This is a genomic window from Sphingomonas sp. ERG5 (genome assembly GCF_000803065.1).
Taxonomy (GTDB): Bacteria; Pseudomonadota; Alphaproteobacteria; order Sphingomonadales; family Sphingomonadaceae; genus Sphingomonas.
Map to the genome: position 1 here is coordinate 24,761 of NZ_JSXI01000065.1, position 22,482 is coordinate 47,242.

The 22,482-nt window shown below is 65.1% G+C and carries 17 protein-coding genes; 9 read left to right on the plus strand and 8 right to left on the minus strand.

All coding sequences use genetic code 11. The features are described from left to right. Positions 1-372: 372 nt before the first annotated feature. On the plus strand, positions 373-3,114 hold the full coding sequence (locus tag OO12_RS21140) for a TonB-dependent receptor (protein WP_034160734.1): 2,742 nt from the start codon (positions 373-375) through the stop codon (positions 3,112-3,114). A 78-nt stretch (positions 3,115-3,192) separates the two neighbouring features. Here OO12_RS21140 and OO12_RS21145 read toward each other — a convergent pair whose 3' ends face one another. Further along, positions 3,193-4,023: an SDR family NAD(P)-dependent oxidoreductase gene (locus OO12_RS21145; protein WP_052216142.1), complete on the minus strand. Its 831-nt coding sequence runs from the start codon at positions 4,021-4,023 to the stop codon at positions 3,193-3,195. 272 nt (positions 4,024-4,295) lie between these two features. Here OO12_RS21145 and OO12_RS21150 point away from each other — a divergent pair, with 272 nt between their 5' ends. Further along, the gene (locus tag OO12_RS21150) at positions 4,296-5,933 is read left to right on the plus strand and encodes a S10 family peptidase (protein WP_052216143.1); all 1,638 of its coding nucleotides are present in this window, start codon (positions 4,296-4,298) and stop codon (positions 5,931-5,933) included. 8 nt (positions 5,934-5,941) lie between these two features. Here the strand turns inward: OO12_RS21150 and OO12_RS21155 are convergent, their stop codons facing one another. Continuing rightward, complete coding sequence (locus OO12_RS21155) at positions 5,942-6,523, minus strand: GDYXXLXY domain-containing protein (protein ID WP_034160735.1); 582 nt, start codon at positions 6,521-6,523, stop codon at positions 5,942-5,944. Next, entirely contained in the window at positions 6,520-7,689 is a 1,170-nt protein-coding gene (locus OO12_RS21160; RefSeq protein WP_034160736.1) for a DUF2157 domain-containing protein, read from the minus strand. Before OO12_RS21160 ends, OO12_RS21155 begins: the two co-directional genes overlap by 4 nt. A 45-nt stretch (positions 7,690-7,734) precedes the next feature. Between OO12_RS21160 and OO12_RS28720 the strand changes: the two genes are divergently transcribed. The 4 genes from OO12_RS28720 (at position 7,735) to OO12_RS21175 (ending at position 13,772) form a co-directional block, all read left to right on the plus strand. Next, on the plus strand, positions 7,735-7,881 hold the full coding sequence (locus OO12_RS28720) for a hypothetical protein (protein ID WP_235364933.1): 147 nt from the start codon (positions 7,735-7,737) through the stop codon (positions 7,879-7,881). A gap of 117 nt (positions 7,882-7,998) precedes the next feature. Beyond that, the gene (locus OO12_RS21165) at positions 7,999-11,208 is read left to right on the plus strand and encodes an efflux RND transporter permease subunit (protein WP_034160737.1); all 3,210 of its coding nucleotides are present in this window, start codon (positions 7,999-8,001) and stop codon (positions 11,206-11,208) included. Further along, entirely contained in the window at positions 11,201-12,373 is a 1,173-nt protein-coding gene (locus OO12_RS21170) for an efflux RND transporter periplasmic adaptor subunit (protein WP_034160738.1), read from the plus strand. The genes OO12_RS21165 and OO12_RS21170 overlap by 8 nt, the downstream gene beginning before the upstream one ends. Beyond that, complete coding sequence (locus tag OO12_RS21175; protein WP_052216144.1) at positions 12,360-13,772, plus strand: efflux transporter outer membrane subunit; 1,413 nt, start codon at positions 12,360-12,362, stop codon at positions 13,770-13,772. The genes OO12_RS21170 and OO12_RS21175 overlap by 14 nt, the downstream gene beginning before the upstream one ends. A gap of 239 nt (positions 13,773-14,011) precedes the next feature. Here the strand turns inward: OO12_RS21175 and OO12_RS21180 are convergent, their stop codons facing one another. The 3 genes from OO12_RS21180 to OO12_RS21190 all read right to left on the minus strand — a co-directional run bounded on the left by OO12_RS21180 (position 14,012) and on the right by OO12_RS21190 (position 17,617). Beyond that, positions 14,012-14,395 (minus strand): VOC family protein, encoded by a 384-nt coding sequence (locus OO12_RS21180; protein ID WP_034160739.1) that lies wholly within the window; start codon positions 14,393-14,395, stop codon positions 14,012-14,014. A 74-nt stretch (positions 14,396-14,469) separates the two neighbouring features. After that, positions 14,470-14,856 carry a VOC family protein gene (locus OO12_RS21185; protein WP_034160740.1) on the minus strand — a complete coding sequence of 129 codons (387 nt, stop codon included), beginning with the start codon at positions 14,854-14,856 and terminating at the stop codon, positions 14,470-14,472. A gap of 13 nt (positions 14,857-14,869) precedes the next feature. After that, positions 14,870-17,617, minus strand: coding sequence for a [protein-PII] uridylyltransferase (locus OO12_RS21190; RefSeq protein ID WP_034160741.1), 2,748 nt, complete (start codon positions 17,615-17,617; stop codon positions 14,870-14,872). 110 nt (positions 17,618-17,727) lie between these two features. Here OO12_RS21190 and OO12_RS21195 point away from each other — a divergent pair, with 110 nt between their 5' ends. Next, entirely contained in the window at positions 17,728-18,414 is a 687-nt protein-coding gene (locus tag OO12_RS21195; protein ID WP_034160742.1) for a GNAT family N-acetyltransferase, read from the plus strand. On the opposite strand, the gene OO12_RS21200 is transcribed toward OO12_RS21195, so the two are convergent. Together OO12_RS21200 and mutS are read right to left on the minus strand one after the other, a co-directional pair. Continuing rightward, positions 18,411-18,605 carry a hypothetical protein gene (locus tag OO12_RS21200; protein ID WP_034160743.1) on the minus strand — a complete coding sequence of 65 codons (195 nt, stop codon included), beginning with the start codon at positions 18,603-18,605 and terminating at the stop codon, positions 18,411-18,413. The two genes, OO12_RS21195 and OO12_RS21200, sit on opposite strands and share 4 nt — an antisense overlap. Continuing rightward, a complete protein-coding gene (gene mutS / locus OO12_RS21205) occupies positions 18,602-21,181 on the minus strand; it encodes a DNA mismatch repair protein MutS (RefSeq protein ID WP_034160757.1) in 2,580 nt (859 codons plus the stop codon). The genes OO12_RS21200 and mutS overlap by 4 nt, the downstream gene beginning before the upstream one ends. Positions 21,182-21,565: 384 nt before the next feature. On the opposite strand from mutS, the gene OO12_RS21210 reads away from it, so the two are divergent. Then, positions 21,566-22,144 (plus strand): DUF5681 domain-containing protein, encoded by a 579-nt coding sequence (locus tag OO12_RS21210; protein ID WP_152616575.1) that lies wholly within the window; start codon positions 21,566-21,568, stop codon positions 22,142-22,144. Beyond that, complete coding sequence (locus tag OO12_RS21215; RefSeq protein ID WP_034160745.1) at positions 22,141-22,437, plus strand: hypothetical protein; 297 nt, start codon at positions 22,141-22,143, stop codon at positions 22,435-22,437. The genes OO12_RS21210 and OO12_RS21215 overlap by 4 nt, the downstream gene beginning before the upstream one ends. Positions 22,438-22,482 lie beyond the last annotated feature (45 nt).

Here is a 22,482-nt window from a genome sequence, read left to right on the forward strand (position 1 = left end):
CAGGCGCTCCTAACCCGAGTTCGCTGCTCTGTCAGAGTTGAATTTGCAAAACTCGCGCTGCTGCGGCAGATGCTGCTTGCGCGCCGGTCATACGCATTCGGCGCATAAGGGCGTCAATCTCCTCGCTCACCAAGCAGGCTCCATTTGCGCCTGCAAAGATTGCAGGCGCAAATCCGTGGCTTGCAAAACGATCTTACCATTGCCGTAGCGTCAAATGCTGATCGCGCCTGCACAAACTGCATGTGTGACCTGCGATTGTTCCCGATGCGGCCCTAAGTCGCGGAAATCCGGCCCTTTCGGACTGGACGCCGGCCGGATTGCGCTTCAGAGCGCCCCTCCAACTATAAAAAATTCAGTCAGGAGAGTACCCCGATGCGCAAATCCGCGTTGCTGTTGTCCGTCGCTGCCATTGCCTTTGCCGCCCCTGCCTTCGCGCAGGATGCCGCGACCCCCCAACAGGAAGCGCCAAGCGCATCGCAGGAAGCCGCTCCAGCGGACGCCGCCGCCGATAACAGCGAGCAGGGCGACATCCTCATCACCGCAACGCGCCGTAGCGAGCGCTTGTCCGACGTGCCGATCGCCGTGTCGGCGGTCAGCCAGGAAGCATTGCAGAATTCGGGTGCCAACGACATTCGCCAGCTCAGCCAGCTTGCCCCGTCGCTGCTCGTTTCCTCGACCGGTAGCGAGGCCAATGCCTCGGCGCGCATCCGCGGTATCGGCACGGTCGGCGACAATCCCGGCCTGGAAAGCTCGGTCGCGGTATTCATCGACGGCGTTTATCGCAGCCGTACCGGCTCCGGCCTCAACGATCTCGGCGAGGTCGACCGGATCGAAATCCTGCGCGGGCCGCAAGGCACGCTGTCGGGTCGCAACGCATCGGCCGGCACGATCAACATCATCACCAAGTCGCCCGACATGAACAAGCTCGGCGGCTATGCCGAGGCGACTTACGGCAACTACAACAATGTCCGCGTCGCCGGTGCTGTCACCGGTCCGATCACCGAGACACTCGGTTTCCGCATCGACGGCGTCTATAATCGCCGCGACGGTTTCTATTACGACGTCACCAACAAGACCGACTATAACAACCGCAACCGCTATTTCGTGCGCGGTCAGCTGCTGTTCGAGCCGAGCTCGGACCTGACCGTCCGCTTGCTCGCCGACTATACCCGCCGCAACGAGAAATGCTGCGGCGCGGTCTATGTCGACCTGCGTCAGAAGGTCGATCCTACCCCGGGCGTGCCGGGCGACTATGCGATTTCGCCGAACAATCCGATCGTCGATATTATGAAGAGCATGGGCGCCGTCTTCCCCAGCGCCGGTGATCCCTATAACCGCCGCATCGCCAATACGCCCGGCCGGGCCTATAGCAACGTGACCAAGGATTATGGCGGCTCGGCGCAGATCGACTATAATCTCGGTGGCGCGTCGCTGACCTCGATCACCGCGTACCGCGAATACAAGTCGGACGGCGCGTCCGACATCGATTACGGCAATCTCGACATCGGCTATCGTCCCGACGACGGCAACAATTACCGCCGGTTCCGCACCTTTACGCAGGAAGTTCGGCTGAACGGCGAGGCGCTGGGCGGTAAGCTCAACTGGCTGGTCGGCGGCTATTATTCGCGCGAAGATCTGCAGGTCGTCGACAATCTGCGCTTCGGCTCGCAGTTCGGCGCCTTCGCTGCCTGTCGCGCCGTGGCGAGCATCAACCCATCGGCCGCACTGCGCGATCCGACCGCCGCCGGCTGCCTCAGCCCGATCGGCATCGGCGCGGTCAACGGTGCCCTGGGTGCCGCTGCCCCGATCGTGATCGGTGCTCTTAACCGACTGAGCACGCTGAACAATCTGGGTAGCACGCGTGACGTCTATAATCAGAACAGCCAGAACTACGCATTCTTCACGCACAACATCTTCAAGATCACCGATCGGCTGAGCATCACCGGCGGTCTGCGCTACACGCATGAGCGGAAGAATTTCGACGCGACCTTCCACAACAACAACACGGTCTGCGCCGCACAACAGGCCGCGCTGGCACCGTATCTGACCAATGCGCAACTCGCCAGCACCGCTGCTGCCCTGTTGACGCTGAGCTGCACGGGCAACTCCAGCTCGACGCTCGACGGCAAGACGATCAATGATCGTTTGAGTGAAGGTGAATTCACCGGCACCGCGGTGATCTCGTACAAGCCGATCGACGACCTGCTGGTCTATGGCTCCTACTCGCGCGGTTACAAGGCAGGTGGCTACAATCTTGATCGGTCGGATCTGGGTCTCGCCTATCTGCCGAGCACGACGGCGTCGCCCAATGCTGCGCAGCTGCGCTTCGATCCGGAAACGGTCAATGCGTATGAGATCGGCTTCAAGTACAAGTCGCGCCAGTTCACCCTGAACGTCGCCGGCTTCCGTCAGGAATTCAGCAACTTCCAGCTGAACACCTTCAACGGCACCAACTATGTCGTGCAGAATATCGGCTCGTGCAGCAAGAGTCTGAACGGCGCCGACCGCGATGCCAGCGCCACCACCGGCGCCTGCAACAGCAAAGTGAAATATGGCGTCCTGTCACAGGGCGTCGAAGTCGAGGCGGGCCTCTATCCGGCCCGCAACGTTGCGGTGAACCTGGGCTACACCTTCACCGACACCAAATATCAGAAGAACCTGGTCGGCAGCGAAGCCGGCGAGGCGCTGGATCCCGCCCTGTTCCTGCTGTCGGGCCAGCAACTCTCCAACGCGCCACGCCATGTCGTGACCGCGTCGGCAAGCTGGACCCCGGACATCGGCGACAGCGGGTTGAGCGCTCTGTTCTATGTCGATGGCCGCTTGACCAGCGACTACAACACCGGGTCCGACCTGTTCGTCGAGAAGGAACAGGACGGTTTCTTCCTGGTCAATGCCCGTATCGGCCTGCGCGGCAAGAACAAGAGCTGGAGCATCGAGGCCTGGGCGCAGAACCTGTTCGACACGCAATACACCCAGGTCGCGTTCAACGCACCGTTCCAGGGCGCCGGATCGATTGGTCAGGTGAAGGCCTTTGGCGGCGTCGGCAACCAGGTTTTCTCGGCTTTCCTCGCCGAGCCACGCACTTATGGCCTGACGCTGCGCACGCGCTTCTGATCGTCTGATTTCGTCACGTACAACGGCCCGTCCCCTTATCGGGGGCGGGCCGTTGTCGTTGCGAGTCCTCGTGATCGATCAGCTGTCGGCTGGCGCCATGTCCTGACCTTGCCGGTACATGCGCTCCGGCTTCATGCCGGCCGACTGGCCGCCATCGATCGGTAGAACCGCGCCGGTGACGAAGCTGCTGTGATCCGATCCAAGCCAGAGCACCGCGTCGGCGACTTCCCCGACCGTGCCCAGCCGGCGCATCGGCGTGGCAAGCGCCGCCTGGCGCTGCGCCTGTTCGCCGGCCGCTTCGAGATGATGAGTCAGAATCGGACCGGGCGCGAGCACGTTCACGCGCACGCCGCGATCGGCATAATCGAGCGCCGCAACCTTGCTGAGTGCGATGATGCCCGCCTTGCCGGTGACATAGCCCGCCAGATTGGCGACCCCCTGGACGCCGGCAAGCGACGCCATATTGATGATCGAACCGCCGCCGTTCGCGAGCATTGCCGGCACCTGATACTTCATGCCGAGGAAAGTGCCGCGGATATTGACGCGGATCGCACGATCGAAATCGGCGGCGCTCATCTCGGCGAGCGGGCGGGGCATCGAGGCGTCGGTCGCATTGTTGAAGGCGATGTCGAGGCGTCCGAATCTTTCGATCGTTCGGCCGACCAGATGATCGACCGATGCCTCTTCTCCGGCGTCGACGGAGTGGAAATCGACCTGATGTCCCTCGGTTTCGATTGCGAGCGCCACGCGCCGCAGCGCATCGTCGTCGCGTGCCGCAAGCATCACTTTCGCCCCAGCTCGCGCCAGCGCTATGGCTGTTTCCGCACCAATCCCCCGGCTTGCGCCAATCAGCAGCGCAACCTTGCCGCCAAGCGGGCCGGGCCAGCGGTTTTCAGATGATTTGACCATGTCATATTCCCTTGAAGCGATGAACTAGCGCTGGCGGATCGGGCTTTGGCATGTCGCGCCGACCTTCCAAGAATCAATATACTATATGTATAGTGAACTTGAGGCCCGACGCCAAGGGGGATTCCGATCCTGCCATGGTGGGACGCTTGGTCCCGACAGGCCATGATCATGCTCAACGGGAATGGCCGGGATCGTTTTTATCGCCTCGGGGATTGCATCGCCGAGCCTAAACGGGAAGAAATGCGAACATTCTGAGATCAGGGGAATTCTTTGTGACCGTTAGGCTCCTTGCGCTTGCCTTTGCCGCTGGCATCGTTTTCGCTCCTGCAGCGCGCGCCGCACAAGATGCTCCCGCCCGCGACAAGGCGGCGCCCGCATCCAACGCCGACAAGATGAAGAACGAGGCGGAGGCCGCCTGGGCTAACGCGCCGGTCGCCGAAGCCGAAACGACGCATCGCGACGCCGTTACCATTGATGGCCGCCGCTATGGCTATACCGCCTCGGCCGGGACTCTGACGATCCGCGATATCGAAGGAAAGCCGACTGCCTCGATGTTTTATACCGCTTATACCCTTGACGGCGTGAAGCCGGGGACCAGGCGGCCGATCACTTTTCTCTATAATGGTGGACCGGGCAGCCCGTCCTTCTGGCTGCGCATGGGATCGTTCGCGCCGATCCGCCTCCGTACCACCAGCCCCGAATTCATCCGGCCCGCGCCCTATGATGTCGCGCCCAACCCGGATTCACTGCTCGACAAGACCGATCTCGTTTTTCTCGACGCGATCGGCACCGGCTATTCGCGTCCGCTCGGCGACATGAAGCCCGCCCAGTTCTACGGCGTCGATGAGGATGTCGATGCCTTTGCCAAGGGCATCATGCGCTACGTCACCAAATATGGCCGCTGGATGAGTCCGAAATTCCTGCTCGGCGAGAGCTATGGGACATTGCGGTCGGGTGCGCTCGCCTATCAGTTGCAGGATCGCGGCATGGCGTTGAACGGCGTCGTGCTGCTGTCGTCGATCATGAATTACGGCTATCGCCAGCCGGGGCTCGATCAGGTTTATCTGAATTACCTGCCCAGCTATGCCGCCACCGCCTGGTATCACAACCGGCTGCAGAACCGGCCGGCGGACGTTGCCACGATCGTCGCCCAGGCGCGCGATTTCGCCACGGGGCCCTATATGTCCGCGCTCGCCAAGGGCCAGTCGATCTCGGATGCGGAGCGCGATCAGGTCGCCAATCAGATGAGCCAGTTGATCGGCCTGTCCCCCAAATTCATCAAACGCGCCAATCTTCGGATCGATCTGCCGCGGTTCCAGAAGGAATTGCTGCGCGACGAGGCGCGTACCGTCGGCCGGTTCGATTCACGCTACACCGGCATCGACACCGATGCCGCGGGCGAACGGCCGGAGACGGACGCGTCGTCCGATGCGATCTCGGGTGCGTATATCGCCTCTTTCAATGACTATCTCGTGACCACGCTCGGCTACAAGACCGACTTGCCTTATCGCTTGTCTGCACGCGATGCGGCGGGTTTCACCTGGAACTGGAAACATGATGCGCCGGGCCGCGGCCAGGGGCAGAGCCAGAATAATCCCAATACCGCCATCGACCTGGCGGCCGCGATGCGGGCCAATCCGTATCTGAAAGTGCTGTCGATGAATGGCTATTACGACATGGCGACGCCGTTCTTCGGGACCGAGAACGATTTGGGCCATATGATGCTCGAACGGGCCCAGCAGGCCAATCTGCAATTCACTTATTACCCGGCCGGTCACATGACCTATCTCAATCCGGATGCGTTGCACCGGATGAAAGGCGATCTGGCGCGCTGGTACGATGACGCGGTTAGTGACGCGCGTTCCGCAACGCCGCCTGTCCCGCCAGCATCGGGCCAGACCGCGAACTAGCCTTGCTTCTATCGTCCGGAACCGCCGTCCGGTCCTGAGGCGGCCTTTGGTCTGAACGCCAGGTCGATCGGGCGCATGACACCATCCGGCCTGATCCTGACGCGGAGCAGCCCTTGCTGTTTCGGATCGGCCAGTTGCTGCGACAGGGCGATCGCCCGGGCCTGCGACGTGTACAATATGCCGCTGTCCAGGCCGCGCACCTCGCGCCGCGTACCCAGCGCCGCGCGGACGATGATGGCGCAGTCGTGCCCCGCTGGCTGGTCCGGGCTTCGTGATACGGTATCGACGGCGCGCACGCCGGTGATGTTCGGTGCGACGCCTTCGACGCACAATTCGCTGGGAAAATAGTCCTCGAATATCGCGCGGGCGCCGTCCTGCCGGTTCGCGGACGCGGCCACCGGCCAGTCATAGCGATAACGGATATAATGCCCACGCAGCAGGTCCCGCGGATCATAGCCCCGGATCGGGATCAGCCACTCCTGTCCCTGTTGCGCCAGCCAATACGTGCTGGCCCAGCTATAGCCCAGCGCGGCCAGTGGCAGCAGCAGCGCGGCTGCCAGACAGAGGCGGTGCGAAACGGCCCTGATCATGCCTCTGACTCCCGCGGCGGCGCGTAACGCCGGGAAATTCTCACGGTTGCCCAGGCGACGAGTATCGCAACGAGCCCCGAGCCGATGAGGCTGACGCCGCTTCCCAGCAGATCATCACTAAGTTCGAACGACAGAATGATGATCCGCACGGCGACCAGACCGATGGCGCACTGAAACGTCCAGCGCCAGCCAGCATAGAGCGCGCCGCCGGCCACGGCGCCCCATAGTGCCAGGAAGAAGAAGGCCGGGATCCACGGACCATGGGCCGCCCCGCCCAGATCGTGCACCATCGCCAGAACGAAATGCAGCACTGCGGCGATACCCAGAATGGCAGCGGTGGCTTCCCCGGATCGAGTGCGGCGGGCGAGATAGACCACGCCCGCCGCGCCGGCCAGAAACAGGCTCTGGATGACGCTGCTGCCAGTCATATAATCCGATCGGCTGCCCCATCCGCGCGTGATGATGATCACGCTCAGCGCGGTCAGGATGGTGACCACGGCCAGTTGCTCGATCAGTCGCCAGAACATCGGCCGTGCGCTGCGGCCGCGCATCACCGCCGCGAGCGCCGCAACCACCATTGGCGGGCTGGCGATCAGGCCCCAATACAGAATTGGATGGGCGGGTTGCAGGCCGGCGGTACCGTCGAAGAATCCCAAATGGCCATATTCATCGGCATGCGACCAGGCGGTACCCAGCACGCCCGCCATCCACAGTGCGGCAACCGGCCAGCCTCGCCCGAACAGCAGCAGCAAGGGCGAGAAGATCACCAGCCAGACGAGCAATGGCTGCCACAGCGGGGAACTGGTCTGATAGACTTGGCCGACATGCGCAAAGAATGTCAGCCCGAGCACGGCGGCGACGAACAACATGGCATCGCCGAAATAGTCGCTTTCTCCCGTCGCTTTGGGCAGACGCCACCAGAGCAGCGCGCCCATTGCGACCATCAGCGCGAAATGGAGTCCAAGCCGGACTTCCCCGGGGATCGCATCCCAGTTGGACGCCACGACGGAGACGATCCCCAGGCCGATCGCCAGCGCACCCAGACCGACCATCGCCCATACCCCAAGGGGGCGCTTGTGCTCGCTCTCCCAGGCCTGGATCCGCGCGACGGTATCGACGTCGATCAGGCCCGCCTGTTGCCACGCCTTGAGTTTCCGCTCCGACATAGCCCCCCTGGAAAAATATTCCGGACGCAACCTAACCCGGGCGTGATGTATGACAATCAAATTGTTTTTCGCGCTATCCCGCGTGGCGATCAACTGGCGCGGATCGGCCGCGTGATGCCGCGAGAATTGCCGTTTCAGGCCGAAATTGGGGCCGTTTGGGACCTTTCTAGACCGATCGGTATCTTTTTCTGATAGGGAAGCCTTGTTGACCCTTGCAATTGCGTGTTGCGCTGCGACATAGGCTGCGCGAGCAATCTGACGGCTCCGGGAGTCGCCGCCAGTCTGCCCCAGTCTGGTTGAGGTATTCCCGTGATCGGTATCGTCAGAGTCGCGCTGTCGCGCCCACTTACCTTCATCGTGATGGCGATCCTGATCGCGATCGTCGGCATACTCTCGGCTATTCGCACGCCGGTCGATATCTTCCCCAATATCCGCGTGCCGGTGATCGCGATCGCCTGGAATTATAGCGGCCTGTCGCCCGGCGACATGAGCGGGCGGATCATCACGCCGTTCGAACGCGTGCTGACCACCACGGTCAACGACATCGACCATATCGAAAGCCAGTCGATGCCCGGCATCGGCGTGGTGAAAATCTATTTCCAGCCCGGCGCCGACATCCGCACCGCGACTGCGCAGGTAACCAGCATATCGCAGTCGGTGCTGCGTCAGCTGCCGCCGGGGATCACCCCGCCGCTGATCCTCAACTACAACGCCTCGACCGTGCCGATCCTGCAGCTTGCCTTGTCGGGCAAGGGGCTGTCGGAAGGCAAGCTGTTCGATCTTGCGCAAAATCAGATCCGTCCCCCGCTGGTCACCGTGCCGGGCGCGGCGATTCCCTATCCGTCCGGCGGGCGCCAGCGTCAGGTACAGATCGATCTCGATCCCCAGGCGCTTCAGTCCAAGGGCTTGTCGGCGCAGGATGTCGGCAACGCGATTGCCGCGCAGAATCAGATCAACCCGGCCGGCTTCGCCAAGATCGGCAGCTTCCAGTATAATATTCGCCTCAACAACGCGCCCGGGACGATCGACGAACTCAACGCCTTGCCGGTCAAGGTGGTGAACGGCGCGACCATCTATATGCGCGACGTGGCCCATGTCCGCGACGGCAGCGCCCCGCAGACCAATATCGTCCATGTCGACGGATCGCGGTCGGTGCTGATGACGATCCTCAAGAACGGCGCGACCTCGACGCTGGCGATCGTGCAGGGGATCAAGGACGCCTTGCCGGCCATCCAGGAAACGCTGCCGCCCGAACTCAAGATCGTGCCGATCGGCGACCAGTCGCTGTTCGTGAAGGCCGCGGTGTCCGGGGTGGTCAAGGAAGGCGCGATCGCCGCGGCCCTGACCAGCCTGATGATCCTGCTGTTCCTCGGGTCGTGGCGCTCGACCGTGATCATCGCGATCTCGATCCCGCTCGCGATCCTCGCCGCGATCATTGCGCTGTCGGCGACCGGTCAGACTCTCAACGTGATGACGCTCGGCGGTCTCAGCCTGGCGGTCGGCATCCTGGTCGATGATGCGACGGTGACGATCGAAAATATCAACTGGCACCTCGAACAGGGCAAGGGCGTCACTCAGTCGATTCTCGACGGCGCCGCGCAGATCGTCACGCCGGCGTTCGTTTCGCTGCTGTGCATCTGTATCGTGTTCGTACCGATGTTCTTCCTGCCCGGTGTTGCCGGATTCCTATTCGTGCCGCTCGCGCTGGCGGTGGTCTTTGCGATGATCGCGTCGTTCATCCTGTCGCGTACCCTGGTGCCGACCATGGCGATGTATCTGCTTCGCCCACATGCCGGCGATGTGCATGCGGCGGGCACACCCCAGTCGCGCAATCCGCTGGTCCGGTTCCAGCGCGGGTTCGAGGCGCGCTTCGAGCGCCTCCGGCTTGGCTATGGCCGGCTGCTCGAGCGCGCGCTGGCGACCGGTCGGCCGTTCCTGCTCGGCTTCCTCGCCGTTGTCGGCCTGTCCTTCCTGCTGGTGCCGTTCCTGGGCGAGAATTTCTTCCCCAGCGTCGATGCCGGGCAGATCACATTGCATGTCCGCGCGCCGGTCGGCAGCCGGATCGAGGATACCTCAGCGACGTTCGACCGGATCGCGGGCCGCATCCGTCAGGTTATCCCGGCCAAGGAGCTGGTCTCGGTGGTCGACAATATCGGCTTGCCGGTCAGCTCGATCAACACGACCTACAATAACTCCGGCACGATCGGCCCGCAGGACGGCGACATATTGATCCAGCTGTCGGAAGGCCACAAGCCGACCGCGGACTATATCCGCCAGCTGCGCGAGACGCTGCCGGGCGCGTTCCCGGGCACGACCTTCTCGTTCCTGCCCGCCGACATCACCAGCCAGATCCTCAATTTCGGCGCGCCTGCGCCGATCGATATCCAGATCACGGGCAAGGATCAGGCAGGGAATTATGCCTATGCGCGGACCATCCTGCGCAAGGTCGCGGCGATCCCGGGTGTGGCGGATTCGCGCATCCAGCAATCGGCGCGCTATCCCGAACTGAGCGTCAATATCGACCGCAGCCGGATCGGTGGGCTCGGCCTGACCGAGCGCGACGTGACCAACAGCGTCGCCTCGTCGCTGGCCGGGACGTCGCAGACCGCGCCGGTCTTCTATCTCAACCCGGAAAACGGCGTGTCCTATTCGGTTGTCGCGCAGACCCCCGAATACCGCATTGGCTCGATCAGCGACCTATCCAATATCCCGGTCACTGGCGCTAATGCGGGCAGCGCGGCGCAAGTGCTGGGCGGGATCGGCTCGATCGCGCGCTCGACCTCGCCGGCGGTCGTCTCGCACTATAACATCCAGGGCGCGATCGACATCTACGCCACCCCCAATGGCCGCGACCTCGGCGCGATCGCCGGCGATATCAAGCACGTCCTGGCCGAGCTCAAGGCCAGCGCGCCCAAGGGCACGACCGTGACGCTGCGCGGGCAATATGCGACGATGAACAGCGCCTTTTCCGGCCTGTTCTTCGGGCTGATCGGTGCGATCGTGCTGATCTATCTGCTTATCGTGGTGAACTTTCAAAGCTGGCTCGACCCGTTCGTGATCATCACCGCGCTGCCCGGCGCGCTCGCCGGGATCATCTGGATATTGTTCCTCACCGGCACGACGCTGTCGGTGCCGGCGCTGACCGGCGCGATCATGTGCATGGGCGTGGCGACGGCGAATTCGATCCTGGTGGTCAGTTTCGCGCGCGAGCGGCTGGCGGAGCTGGGTGACTCGACCAAGGCGGCACTGGAGGCCGGCATGACCCGGTTCCGCCCAGTGCTGATGACCGCATTGGCGATGGTCATCGGCATGTTGCCGATGGCGCTGGGCCTGGGCGAGGGCGGTGAGCAGAACGCGCCGCTCGGCCGCGCCGTGATCGGCGGGCTGATCGTCGCGACCATCGCCACGCTGATGTTCGTGCCGGTGATCTTCAGCATCGTCCACCGCAAGCATGCCGGGAAAAGCGCGCCGCTCGCTCAAGGCTCGGAGAGCCCGAATTTGGAGGAAGTCCATGCCTGAACCCGCTTCCGGTTCGTTGAAGAAAGTCGGGATCGCCGCGGCGGTCGTCGCGGTCGGTCTTGCCGGGCTGGGCATCTTCATGCGCAGCCATTCCGATGCGCAACTCGCCAACTGGACCACCGCCCAGGCGACGCCGATCGTCACGGTGATCCAGGCCAAGGGAGCGGGCGCAAGCGACGCGCTGACGTTGCCGGGCAATGTCCAGGCGTTCAACAGCGCGCCGATCTACGCCCGGACCAATGGCTATGTCCGGCGCTGGTTCGTCGATATCGGCGATTCGGTGCGCGCTGGGCAGACGCTTGCCATTCTCGATGCACCCGAAGTCGATCAGCAGGTCGAGGCGGCACGCGCCGACCTGCAGACCGCTCGCGCCAACCGTGCGCTCGCTGCTTCCACGGCGACGCGCTGGCGCGACTTGCTGGCCAAGGATGCGGTGTCGAAGCAGGAGACCGACGAGAAGTTCGGCGACCTCGCCGCCAAATCGGCGATCGCCAATGCGGCGTCGGCCAATGTCCGGCGGCTCGGAGCGTTGCAGGGCTTTACCCGCCTGACCGCGCCTTTCTCCGGTACGGTCACCAGCCGCTCGACTCAGATCGGCGCGCTGGTCACCTCCGGCACGGCCGCTTCGACGCCGCTGTTCACCGTGGCCGATGTCAGCCGCATGCGCATCTATGTCCGGATACCCCAGGCCTTTTCGGGCCAGATTCATCAGGGCATGCATGCGAGCCTGACCGTGCCGGAATTTCCGGGGCGCGATTTCGATGTGACGCTGACGCGCAGCGCCGGTGCGGTCGATCCGCAATCGGGCACCGTGCTGGTCGAACTGCAGACCGCCAATGACGACCGCGCGCTGAAGCCGGGCGCCTATGCGCAAGTCAAGTTCCCGGTCGGCGGCGGTGCCACGGCTGGGTTGCGGCTGCCGTCGAGTGCGCTGATGATCGGTGCGAAGGGGACGCAAGTCGCAGTGGTCGGCGCCGATGGCAAGGCGCAGCTCAAGACCATCACCATCGGCCGCGACGATGGCGACAGCGTGTCGATCAGCGCCGGCCTGACTGCCGCCGACCGCGTGATCGACAGCCCGCCGGACTCGCTCCAGAGCGGCGATCCGGTGCGCATCACCACCACCCCCCAGCCCGGTGCAGGAGCGACCCGTGCACCGCGCTAGGACTGGGCTGACGGCGGTCATCGCAGCAGCGCTGACGGGCTGTTCGCTCGCCCCGCCCTACAGCGTGCCGCCGGCGCCGACCGCGCCGTCCTATAAGGAGCTCGGCAAGTGGCAGCCGGCCGAGGTCGGCGTCGCGCCCGGTCCGTGGTGGAGCGCGTTCGGTGATACCGTGCTGGACGGGCTCGAGGCGCGGATCGAAAGCGGCAATCCCAACCTCGCCGTGGCGGTCGCGCGTTACGACCAGGCGCGGGGACAGCTTCGCGAAGCTCAGGCTGCGCAATTGCCCAGCCTCGACGCCAGCGCGAGCGCCGATCGCGCGCGAGTCTCGGGCGGGCGTCCCTTGAGCAGCAACGGCGCCGCGACCTATACCGATCTGCGTCTCGGCGGCTCGCTTGCCTATGAGATCGATCTGTTCGGCCGCGTCCGCAACACGGTGCGCGCCAATGCCGCCGAGGCAGAGGCGAGCGCGCAGGATGTCGCCGCCGTGCGGCTTGGGCTGCAGGCGACGCTGGCTGATTATTACTTCCAGATGCGCGGGCTCGATGCGCGCGCGGTCCTGCTGCGCCAGACGGTCGAGGCATTCGAGCGCGCGTTTGAGCTGACCGACACGCGGCACAGCGGCGGGATCGCATCGGGCATCGACGTCAGCCGCTCGGCAGCCTTGCTGTCGAGCGCGCGGGCGGAGCTGTCGGCAGTGGCGGGTGACCGCGCCGCGTTCGAACACGCCATCGCCGCGCTGGTCGGGGAGTCGCCGTCAAACTTCTCGATCCCCATTGCCGATGTGCAGCGCCAGCCGCCGACCATTGCGGTCGGCATCCCCTCGACCCTGTTGCAGCGCCGCCCCGATGTGGTCGCCGCCGAGCGCCGCGTCGCCGCCGCCAATGCGCGGATCGGCGTTGCCCGCGCTGCGCAATTCCCGTCGCTGACGCTGGGCGGCGCCGGCGGGTTCGAGGCGGGCAATAGCGACATTCTCAGCGCCTCGAATGGCTTCTGGGCGCTTGGGCCGCTCTCGGCTGCGCTGTCGATCTTCGACGGCGGCGCGCGGCGTGCGCGGGTACGGATCAGCCGCGCGCAATATGACGAGGCTGCCGCCAGCTATCGCTCGACCGTGCTCGCCGCCTTTCGCGAGGTCGAGGACGACCTTGCCCGCGCGCACAGCCTCGCCGCGCAGGAGCAGGACCAGCAAGCCGCGACCCGCGCCGCCGAACGCACCCGCGACCTGGCGCTGATCCGCTATCGCGACGGTGCGTCGGACTATCTCGAAGTCGTCACCGCGCAGACTGCGGCGCTCGACGCGCAGCGGTCGTTGCTCGAGGTGCAGAGCCGTCGGCTGCAGATCGCGGTCGACACGGTTCGCGCGATTGGTGGTACAGACGGCGCCGGCACGGCGGCGGGTTAGACCCGATCGATATTCCCGTTGTTCCGGACCGTGGAGGTCGAACAGCGCAGAGCTTATCCTTGCCACGATATGGGCAGCGAGGGCGAAGAGCGCCTGATCATCCAGTCATGTCAAAGAGCGGGGCGGAACACCGGTAAATGTCCTCTCCGCCGCCCCGTTGACATGACTTGCGCCCAGCTTGAATCGGCATCGCCCGCCATGTCGTTCAGGCGGAATGTCGATCCGGTCTTAGTCCGGTGTCAGGCCGGCAAGCGATGCATGGCGCAGAGCTTGTTGCCTGCGGGGTCACGTATATAGGCAAGGTAAAGCTTACCGAAACTGCCCTGGCGAATGCCGGGCGGATCTTCGCACGATGCCCCTCCCGCAGCGACGCCGGCGGCATGCCAGGCATCGGCTTCCTCGGGCGACTTGGCGGCGAAGCCGATCGTGCCGCCGTTGGCGAAGCAAGCGGGCTCGCCATTAATGGGTTTGGAGATCGAGAAGATGCCGGTTGCGGTCACATAGAAGACGCGGCCCTTCTCATCGAGCCGGCCCGGCGGGATGCCCAGAGTCGCCAGTGTCGTGTCGTAGAAGCTCTTCGATTCATCGACATTGTTCGCGCCGACCATGATATGACTGAACATCCGATATTCACTCCCTGGTTATTCTTGCCGGGTTCATTGCAGAAGGCTGGCGCCGCTGTCGACCGCTGATCCGGTCAGGCCGCGACCGGCGGCTCCCACAATTCAATCGCATTGCCTTCGGGATCATGGATGCGCGCAAACTGGCCGGTGGACGGGGCGTTCCATTCGGGTTTGGTGATGATGTCCACGCCTGCCGCGCGCAGTTGTGCGAGCAGTGAATCGAGATCGCGGACGCGCAGATTGAGCATGAATTGCTTGTCGGCGGCGAAATAGTCGGTCGCTTGCTGGAACGGTGCGAACACCACCGGGCCGCCTTCGGTCTGCCACGACCATTGATCGGGCGTTGCACCCTCGGTCGCGACGCAGCCCGCGCCAATGCCGAGATGATCGCGGTACCAGGCGGACAATGCGTCCGGATCCTGTGCGCGAAAGAACAGGCCACCAATTCCCAATACCGGCATCTCTTGTCTCCCGTTACGTCGCCTCGATCGTCTCCTGACCTGCCGCGGCGTCAAGCAGGCGGCGCTCGATCGTCTTCAGCCGTGGCCCGCCGGCGATCTTGTCGCCGAGCAGGTCGGTCAGATAGAAAGTGTCCACCGCGCGCTCGCCATAGGTCGCGACGTGCGACGAGTGAATCGTCACCTTCGACTGGAACAATGTGTAAGCGAGCTGGTGCAGCAGCGCCGGCCGGTCGCGCGCATTGACCTCGACCACGGTGAAGCGGTTCGAAGCCTTGTTGTCGATCAGCACGTTGGGCACGATCTCGAATGCCTCGGCGCGGGTGCGGGGCAGGGGCTTGGCCATCAGCCGGTCGAGCATCTTGCCGCGATTGGCCAGCGCATCCTCGATCGCGGTCTGCAGCCGCTCGAGCTGCCCGGCATCGTCGAACGGGCGGCCAAAGGGATCCTGGACGAGGAAATTGTCCAGCGCCATGCCGTCGCGCGTGGTGTGGATGCGCGCGTCGATGATGTTGCCGCCCGCGACATGGATCGCCCCGGCGATGCGGTAGAACAGCCCGGGATGGTCGGCGGCATAGACGGTGACCAGGGTCGCGCCGCGTTCGGGATAGACCTGCGCGGCGATCGACAGCTGTGCGCCGCCCGCCGCCTCGATCAGCCGGGCATTGCGCGCCAGCACATCCTCGGGCTCGGCGACCCAATAGGGTTCGGGCAAACGCTTCACCAGCCGGGCGAAGGTCGCATCGTCCCAGCCAAGCGCCGCCTGCAGCGTTTCCTGCTTGGCGGCGATGCGGTCGGCGCGGCCCTTTTGCTTATGGCCGAGGCGCAGCACTTCTTCGGCGGATTCGTACAGGTCGGACAGCAATTGCCGCTTCCAGCCATTCCACACGCCCGGCCCGACCGCGCGGATATCGACCACGGTCAGCGCGAGCAGCATTCGGAGGCGTTCGGGGCTTTGCACCGCTTCGGCGAAGTCGAGAATGGTCTTGAAATCCGACAGGTCGCGCTTGAACGCCGTCGCCGACATCAGCAGATGCGCGCGGACCAGCCAGGCGACGGTCTCGGTCTCGGCCGGGGTCAGTCCGAAGCGCGGACAGAGCCGGTGCGCGACTTCGGCGCCGAGCACCGAATGATCGCCGCCGCGGCCCTTGGCGATGTCGTGCAGCAGCACCGCGACATAGAGCGCGCGGCGCGACACGATCTGCTTCATGATCGCGGTGGAGAGCGGGTGATCCTCATTGAGTTCGCCATGCTCGATCTTGGACAAGAGCCCGATCGCGCGGATGGTGTGCTCGTCGACGGTATAGTGATGATACATGTCGAACTGCATCTGCGCGACGACGCGGCCGAAATCGGGCACGAAACGCCCGAACACGCCCGCCTCGTTCATCCAGCGCAGCACCGTTTCGGGATCGCGCGGGGAGGTCAGCACGTCGAGGAAGTACGCGTTGGCGTCGGGATCCTTGCGGATGTCGTCGGCCAGCTTCGCATCGCGCGCGGCGGCGCGCATCGCCAGCGGGTGAATCTCCAGCCCATGCTTGTCGGCCAGCGCGAACATCTCGATCAGCCGCACCGGCTTCTTCGCCAGGAAATCGTCCGACGGCAAGGTGATGCGCCCGCGTTCGAGCCGGAAGCCGTTGAGCTTGCTCGGATGGCGGCGGAGCGTCGGCAGACCGAAGCGCCGGCCGCGCGCGGCGAATTTCTCGTCGAGATGCGCGAGGAAGACGCCCGTGAGGTTGCCGACCGTCTTCGCCTGCAGGAAGTAATATTGCATGAAGCGCTCGACGCTCGACTTGCCCGGGCGGTCGGCGAAGCGCAGCCGCTCGGCAATCTCGCGCTGCAGGTCGAAGGTCAGTCGGTCCTCGGCGCGGCCGGCGATGCTGTGCAGCTGGCAGCGGACCGCCCAGAGGAAATTCTCCGCGCGGTGGAACTGGCGATATTCGTCGGCGGTCAGCAGCCCGGTATCGACCAGCTCGGCCGAGCTTTGCACATTATAAGCGTATTTGCCGATCCAGAAGAGCGTGTGGAGATCGCGCAGGCCGCCCTTGCCCTCCTTCACATTGGGTTCGACGACATAGCGCGTGTCGCCCATTTTCTTGTGCCGCACGTCACGCTCGGCAAGCTTGTCGGCGATGAAGGCGCGCGCGGTATCGGTCTGCACCTCGACCTTGAAGCGGCGCGCGGCTTCTTCGTAGAGCGCGGTATCGCCCCACACATAGCGCGCCTCGAGCAAGGCGGTGCGGATGGTGATGTCGCTCTTGGCCTGGCGCACCATTTCATCGAGCGAACGGCTGCTGTGACCGACCTTCAGGCCGAGGTCCCACAGCGCATAGAGCATGGTCTCGATCACCTGCTCGCTCCACCCGGTCTGTTTCCAGGGGGTGAGGAAGCCGATGTCGATGTCCGAATGCGGCGCCATCTCACCGCGCCCATAACCGCCGACCGCGATCAGGGTGAGCCGTTCGGACGCCGTCGCATTGTTGACCGGATAGAGCCGTGTGACGGTGAAGTCGTAGAGCAGGCGCAGCAGCTGGTCGGTCAGGAACGCCTGTGCCGCAGCGGCCTCCAGCCCGCGCGAGGGATGGTCGACCAGCCGGCGGGCGATCTCGGCCCGTCCGGCGTCGAGCGCGGCCTTGAGCTGCACCGAAGCGGCGCGGCGCAGCGCGACCTTGTCGTCGCCCTCCAATGCGGCAAGCGTATCGGCAAGCACGCGGCGATCGATGATCGCGCGGCGCTGAGGCAGGGAGTCGAAGCGGCCGGTCATGCCGATCAGATACCGGGTTCGGGGTGCCGCGTCACGGGGATGGCGGCGACGGTTGTTTTGGACGCAGAAAGCGGGATGACCGCAGCGCGATCCCGTGCTTGAAGCAAGTCATGACAACAGCATTCCATCCGCTCGACCGCCCGGTGTGGCACAGCCTGACCAGCCGCCAGGCGCATCTCGCTTTGGGCGATGCGCGAGCGTGGCGCTTCATGCCCGAGGTCAATCTGTTCGGCGCGGCGGCCGAGGACAGGCCGGAAAACCTCGCCGCGCTCGCGGCGCTGCTGCCGGCGGACGGGACGCTCGGCCTGGTCGAAGCGAACGAGGTCGCGCTGCCGCCCGGCGCGGTGGTGCGGTCGCGCGCGATCATTAACCAGATGGTGCTGACCAGCCTGTCCAAAGCCGGTGCGCCGGTCGAGTTCGTGCCGCTGAGCGATGCCGACGCGCCCGAGATGCTCGCGCTGGCGACGCTGACCGCGCCCGGGCCATTCTTTGCGCAGACCAACCGGCTGGGCGATTTCATTGGCGTGAAACAGGACGGCAAGCTGATCGCGATGGCCGGCGAGCGCATGAAGCCGACCGGCTTTACCGAGGTCAGCGCGGTGTGCACCCATCCCGACCATCGCGGACAGGGTTATGCCCGCGCGCTGATGCAGGTGGTGATCGAGCGCATCCTCGCACGGGGCGATGCGGCGTTCCTGCATGTCTATCCGGGCAACACCGGTGCGATCGGCCTGTACGAGGCGCTGGGTTTCAGGTTGCGACATGCGATGACCTATACGGTGCTGGAACGGGGCTAGCGACTGGTGGCGATGGGCAGCGTCACCGACACCTCATGCGATGGAACCGGGGCGAGCAGGAAGACCGCCGCGCTGATCAGTCCCAACGCCCCCCACGCATATTTGCGCTGACGCAGATCGACCACGGATCGGGCGATACAATAGATGCCGGCCACGAGCGCCGCGATGGTCCAGATCAGCAGCATGATCATTTGGTGTCCCTCGCCAGCGCCTTCAGCTTGTACAACACATCCAGCGCTTCGCGCGGAGTGAGGGCGTCGACGTCGATCGTCTCGACCTCCGCGCGGATCGCATCGCCTTCCTCCTCCACGGCTTCGGCGGCCGCGGCGAACAGCGGCAGATCGTCGAGCCCGGCGGCAAGGCCGCCGGTCTTGGCGCGGCCCGCCTCCAGCTTGGCCAGCACGGCTTTCGCGCGTGCGATCGTTACCGGCGGCAGGCCCGCCAGACGCGCGACCGCCAGGCCGTAGCTGCGGTCCGCCGGACCTTCGCTGACTTCGTGCAGCAGCACCAGTTCGCCTTTCCATTCGCGTGCGCGGACATGGTGAAGCGTCAGCGCGTCGCAGCGTTCGGCGAGGCGGGTCAGTTCGTGATAATGCGTCGCGAACAGGCAGCGGCAGCGATTATCCTCATGGATCGCCTCGACCACCGCCCAGGCGATGGCGAGGCCGTCATAGGTGCTGGTGCCGCGCCCGACCTCATCGAGGATGACGAAGCTGTGCGGGGTGGCCTGAGCGAGGATCGCGGCGGTCTCGACCATTTCGACCATGAAGGTCGAGCGGCCGCGCGCGAGATTGTCCGATGCGCCGACGCGGCTGAACAGGCGGTCGACCAGGCCAAGCCTGGCTGAGGTCGCGGGGACATAGCTGCCGGCCTGGGCCAGCACCGCGATCAGCGCATTCTGGCGCAGGAAAGTCGATTTACCGCCCATGTTCGGACCCGTCACCAGCCAGAGGCGCGAGTCCTCCGACAAGCGGCAGTCATTGGCGACGAAGCGCTCGCCGCGCTTGGCCAGCGCATCCTCGACCACCGGATGGCGCCCGCCCTCGATCTCGAAACAGGCATGGTCGGCGAGCGTCGGGCGAGTCCAGCCGCCCTCGCTGGCGCGCTCGGCGAGGCCCGATGCGACGTCGAAGCGGGCGAGCGCATCGGCGGTCGCGGCGATCGCTTCACGCTTGTCGAGCGCGGCCCGGGTCAGATCCTCAAGATGCGCCGCCTCCGCCGCCAGTGCGTGCGCGCCGGCTTGGGTGACCTTGAGCGCGACCTCATGCAGTTCGGGCGCGTTGAAGCGCACCGCGCCGGCCATGGTCTGGCGATGCGTGAAGCCGCTGTCGGGTTTCATCAGCGCATCGGCGACGCGCGCGGGCACTTCGATATGATAGCCGAGCACGCCATTATGGCGGATCTTCAACTGGGCGATGCCGGTGCGCGCGCGGTAATCGGCCTCCAGCGCGGCGATGGCGCGGCGGCCACCGGCACCGGCGTCACGCAGATCGTCGAGCGCCGCGTCGTAACCGGGCGCGATATAACCGCCATCCGACGCGTCGATCGGCGGCGAGGGCACCAGCGCGCGATTGAGCAGATCGATCAGCGCGCCATGACCGCGCAGTTGCGGGGCGAGCGCGGCGAGCAGGGCGGGGGGCTCGGCAACGCGGTCGAGCCGTTCGCCCAGCCGCCACGCGCCATCGAGACCGTCGCGGAGCTGGCCGAGATCGCGCGGGGAGCCGCGTCCCGCCGCGAGCCGGCCGATCGCGCGGCCGATATCGGGGAGGCTGCGCAGCGTGGCGCGCAGTTGTTCGCGAAGGCCGCCTTCGTCGCACAGCAAGTGCACCAGGTTGAGCCGCGCCTCGATCCCGCTCCGCTCCATCAGCGGCGCACCGATATCGGCGGCGAGCAGCCGCGCGCCGGCCCCGGTGACGGTGCGGTCGACCGCGTCGAGCAAGCTCCCCTTGCGCGCGCCGCTCGTGGTCTGAGTCAGCTCGAGGCTTTCGCGCGTCGCGGCGTCGATCGCCATTTGCTGCGCGGCCTGTCGCAGGCGCGGCGGGCGCAGAAAGGGTAGCGATCCCTTGGCAGTATGGTCGAGATAAGCGATCAGCCCGCCCGCCGCGGCGAGGCCGGCGCGGCTGAATTGGCCGAAGCCGTCAAGCGTGGCCACGCCGAACAATTCCTTCAGCCGCACCTCGCCGCGCGCGCTGTCGAACTCGGTTTTGGGGCGCAGCATGGTCGCGGCTTCGTCGAACGCGGTCGCTTCGGAAGCGATGGTCTCGGCCGGGGCGAGGCGGGCGAGTTCGGCACCGAGGCCCGCCAGATCGGCCTCGATCAGTTCGAAACGGCCAGTCGAGACATCGGCGGCGGCGATGGCGACGCCACCCGCCGCTTCGCCGATCGCGACGCACCAATTGGCGGTGCGCGCGTCGAGCAACGCTTCCTCGGTCAGCGTGCCTGCCGTGACGACGCGGACGATGGCGCGGCCGACCAGGGTCTTGCCGCCGCGCTTCTTGGCTTCCGCCGGGCTTTCGGTCTGTTCGGCGATGGCGACGCGGTGGCCGGCCTTGATCAACCGCGCGAGATAGCCTTCGGCCGAATGCGCCGGCACGCCGCACATCGGGATGGCGACGCCGTCATGTTCGCCGCGCGCGGTGAGCGCGATGTCGAGACAGGCGGCGGCGATCTTCGCATCGTCGAAGAACATCTCGAAGAAATCGCCCATGCGGTAGAATAGCAGGCAATCCTGCGCATCGGCCTTGAGCGCGAGATATTGCGCCATCATCGGGGTGGGCGCGCTGGTTGGGGTCTGGGCGGAGGTCGAGCGAGCAGAGGCCATGGACAGGCGGTTAGCGGGAAATTCCCGAATCGTCATGCCGGAGTTGGGGGTACGCGACGGCGCGCGGACCGGTGGCGCCGCACACCTGTTTTGACCTGTTATCGCCTGTATTTCGGGATTTATTTTTTCGGACCTGTTCGGGGTGTGAGTCCCGGAGAAACTATCATTGTAAATCAACGGTTTGGGTGGAGTTTCACCTGTTATCGAATAACAGGTGAAAACAGGTGGCATAACAGGTGGGCTGAACCCCGGAACACGAGCGGGTCGATTCAACAGGTCGCGATTTGCTGATTGAGAAGCGCTGGAATGAGCCATGACCGGGGCAGTGACATGAACGAGTGGATTGTAGAATCGAGAGCGGAAGACGGCGTGACCGACGCGGCAAGGGAGGGCGTACCGATCGTCGCGGCGCGGGCGACCAAGGGGCGCTTCATCAAGGGCAAATCGGGCAACCCGGCGGGCCGGCCGCGCCTGCGCGGCGCGACGGGGCGCAAGGGCGACCGGTTGCCCGGATCGGATCTGCCGACGCGCGCGATGATCCTGGAGGAGGCCTATCGGCGAGTCAGTGCGTGCGACGGCAGTATCGTCGGCCGGGAGGAGGCCGAGATGCCGGCCAACCGTGCGGTGTTTCGCGCCATGACCATGGCGGCGGTCCAGGGCAACAGGCTGGCGCAGCGGCAATGGACCAGCCTCGTGCAACGGGCGGAGGAAGCGCAGAAACAGGAGCAGGTCGCGCTGTTCCGGGCGCTGGAGCAGGATGGGGTCGAGACGCGCTATTCGCTGCGGCTGGGCGATTATGTGCCGGTCGGTGACTTTGACGATGAGATACTGGCCGATCTGGACAAGGGGATCTCGATCGTGCGGGCGCTGCGCAATGGCGACGATGGTTCGACGGGCGGTGCGGCATGATCGACGCGTTTTCCCCTGCGGACCGGCACGCATCCGACACTGAAAATCCGGCGGCGGCGACGCTGGCGCGCATCCATGCCAGGGCGGCGATCGGGGTGCTGGCGCAGACGATGACCAGCAGGGTGGCCAGCGACCATGCGCGCGTCGCAGCGGGGCGCGCGCTGCTCGATCAAGGTTTTGGCCGGCCGGAGCCGGATGTCGGCAATCAGGAAAAGGGTGAGAGCTTCGCCGAAATACTGGCGGCCGCACGGCAGCGGGTGATCGACTATAAAGCGCTTTATGGCGATACCTGACCCGGGACGGTTGGGGTGGCGCTGGATGGTGGGGCGGGGCAATGC

What these genes read in the sequence shown, in the direction of transcription:
- OO12_RS21140 (WP_034160734.1), top strand. Translation starts at nt 373, where the DNA reads ATGCGCAAATCCGCGTTGCTGTTGTCCGTCGCTGCCATTGCCTTTGCC.
- OO12_RS21145 (WP_052216142.1), bottom strand. Translation starts at nt 4,023, where the DNA reads ATGGTCAAATCATCTGAAAACCGCTGGCCCGGCCCGCTTGGCGGCAAG.
- OO12_RS21155 (WP_034160735.1), bottom strand. Translation starts at nt 6,523, where the DNA reads ATGATCAGGGCCGTTTCGCACCGCCTCTGTCTGGCAGCCGCGCTGCTG.
- OO12_RS21160 (WP_034160736.1), bottom strand. Translation starts at nt 7,689, where the DNA reads ATGTCGGAGCGGAAACTCAAGGCGTGGCAACAGGCGGGCCTGATCGAC.
- OO12_RS28720 (WP_235364933.1), top strand. Translation starts at nt 7,735, where the DNA reads ATGTATGACAATCAAATTGTTTTTCGCGCTATCCCGCGTGGCGATCAA.
- OO12_RS21170 (WP_034160738.1), top strand. Translation starts at nt 11,201, where the DNA reads ATGCCTGAACCCGCTTCCGGTTCGTTGAAGAAAGTCGGGATCGCCGCG.
- OO12_RS21180 (WP_034160739.1), bottom strand. Translation starts at nt 14,395, where the DNA reads ATGTTCAGTCATATCATGGTCGGCGCGAACAATGTCGATGAATCGAAG.
- OO12_RS21185 (WP_034160740.1), bottom strand. Translation starts at nt 14,856, where the DNA reads ATGCCGGTATTGGGAATTGGTGGCCTGTTCTTTCGCGCACAGGATCCG.
- OO12_RS21190 (WP_034160741.1), bottom strand. Translation starts at nt 17,617, where the DNA reads ATGACCGGCCGCTTCGACTCCCTGCCTCAGCGCCGCGCGATCATCGAT.
- OO12_RS21195 (WP_034160742.1), top strand. Translation starts at nt 17,728, where the DNA reads ATGACAACAGCATTCCATCCGCTCGACCGCCCGGTGTGGCACAGCCTG.
- OO12_RS21200 (WP_034160743.1), bottom strand. Translation starts at nt 18,605, where the DNA reads ATGATCATGCTGCTGATCTGGACCATCGCGGCGCTCGTGGCCGGCATC.
- mutS (WP_034160757.1), bottom strand. Translation starts at nt 21,181, where the DNA reads ATGATGGCGCAATATCTCGCGCTCAAGGCCGATGCGCAGGATTGCCTG.
- OO12_RS21210 (WP_152616575.1), top strand. Translation starts at nt 21,566, where the DNA reads ATGAACGAGTGGATTGTAGAATCGAGAGCGGAAGACGGCGTGACCGAC.
- OO12_RS21215 (WP_034160745.1), top strand. Translation starts at nt 22,141, where the DNA reads ATGATCGACGCGTTTTCCCCTGCGGACCGGCACGCATCCGACACTGAA.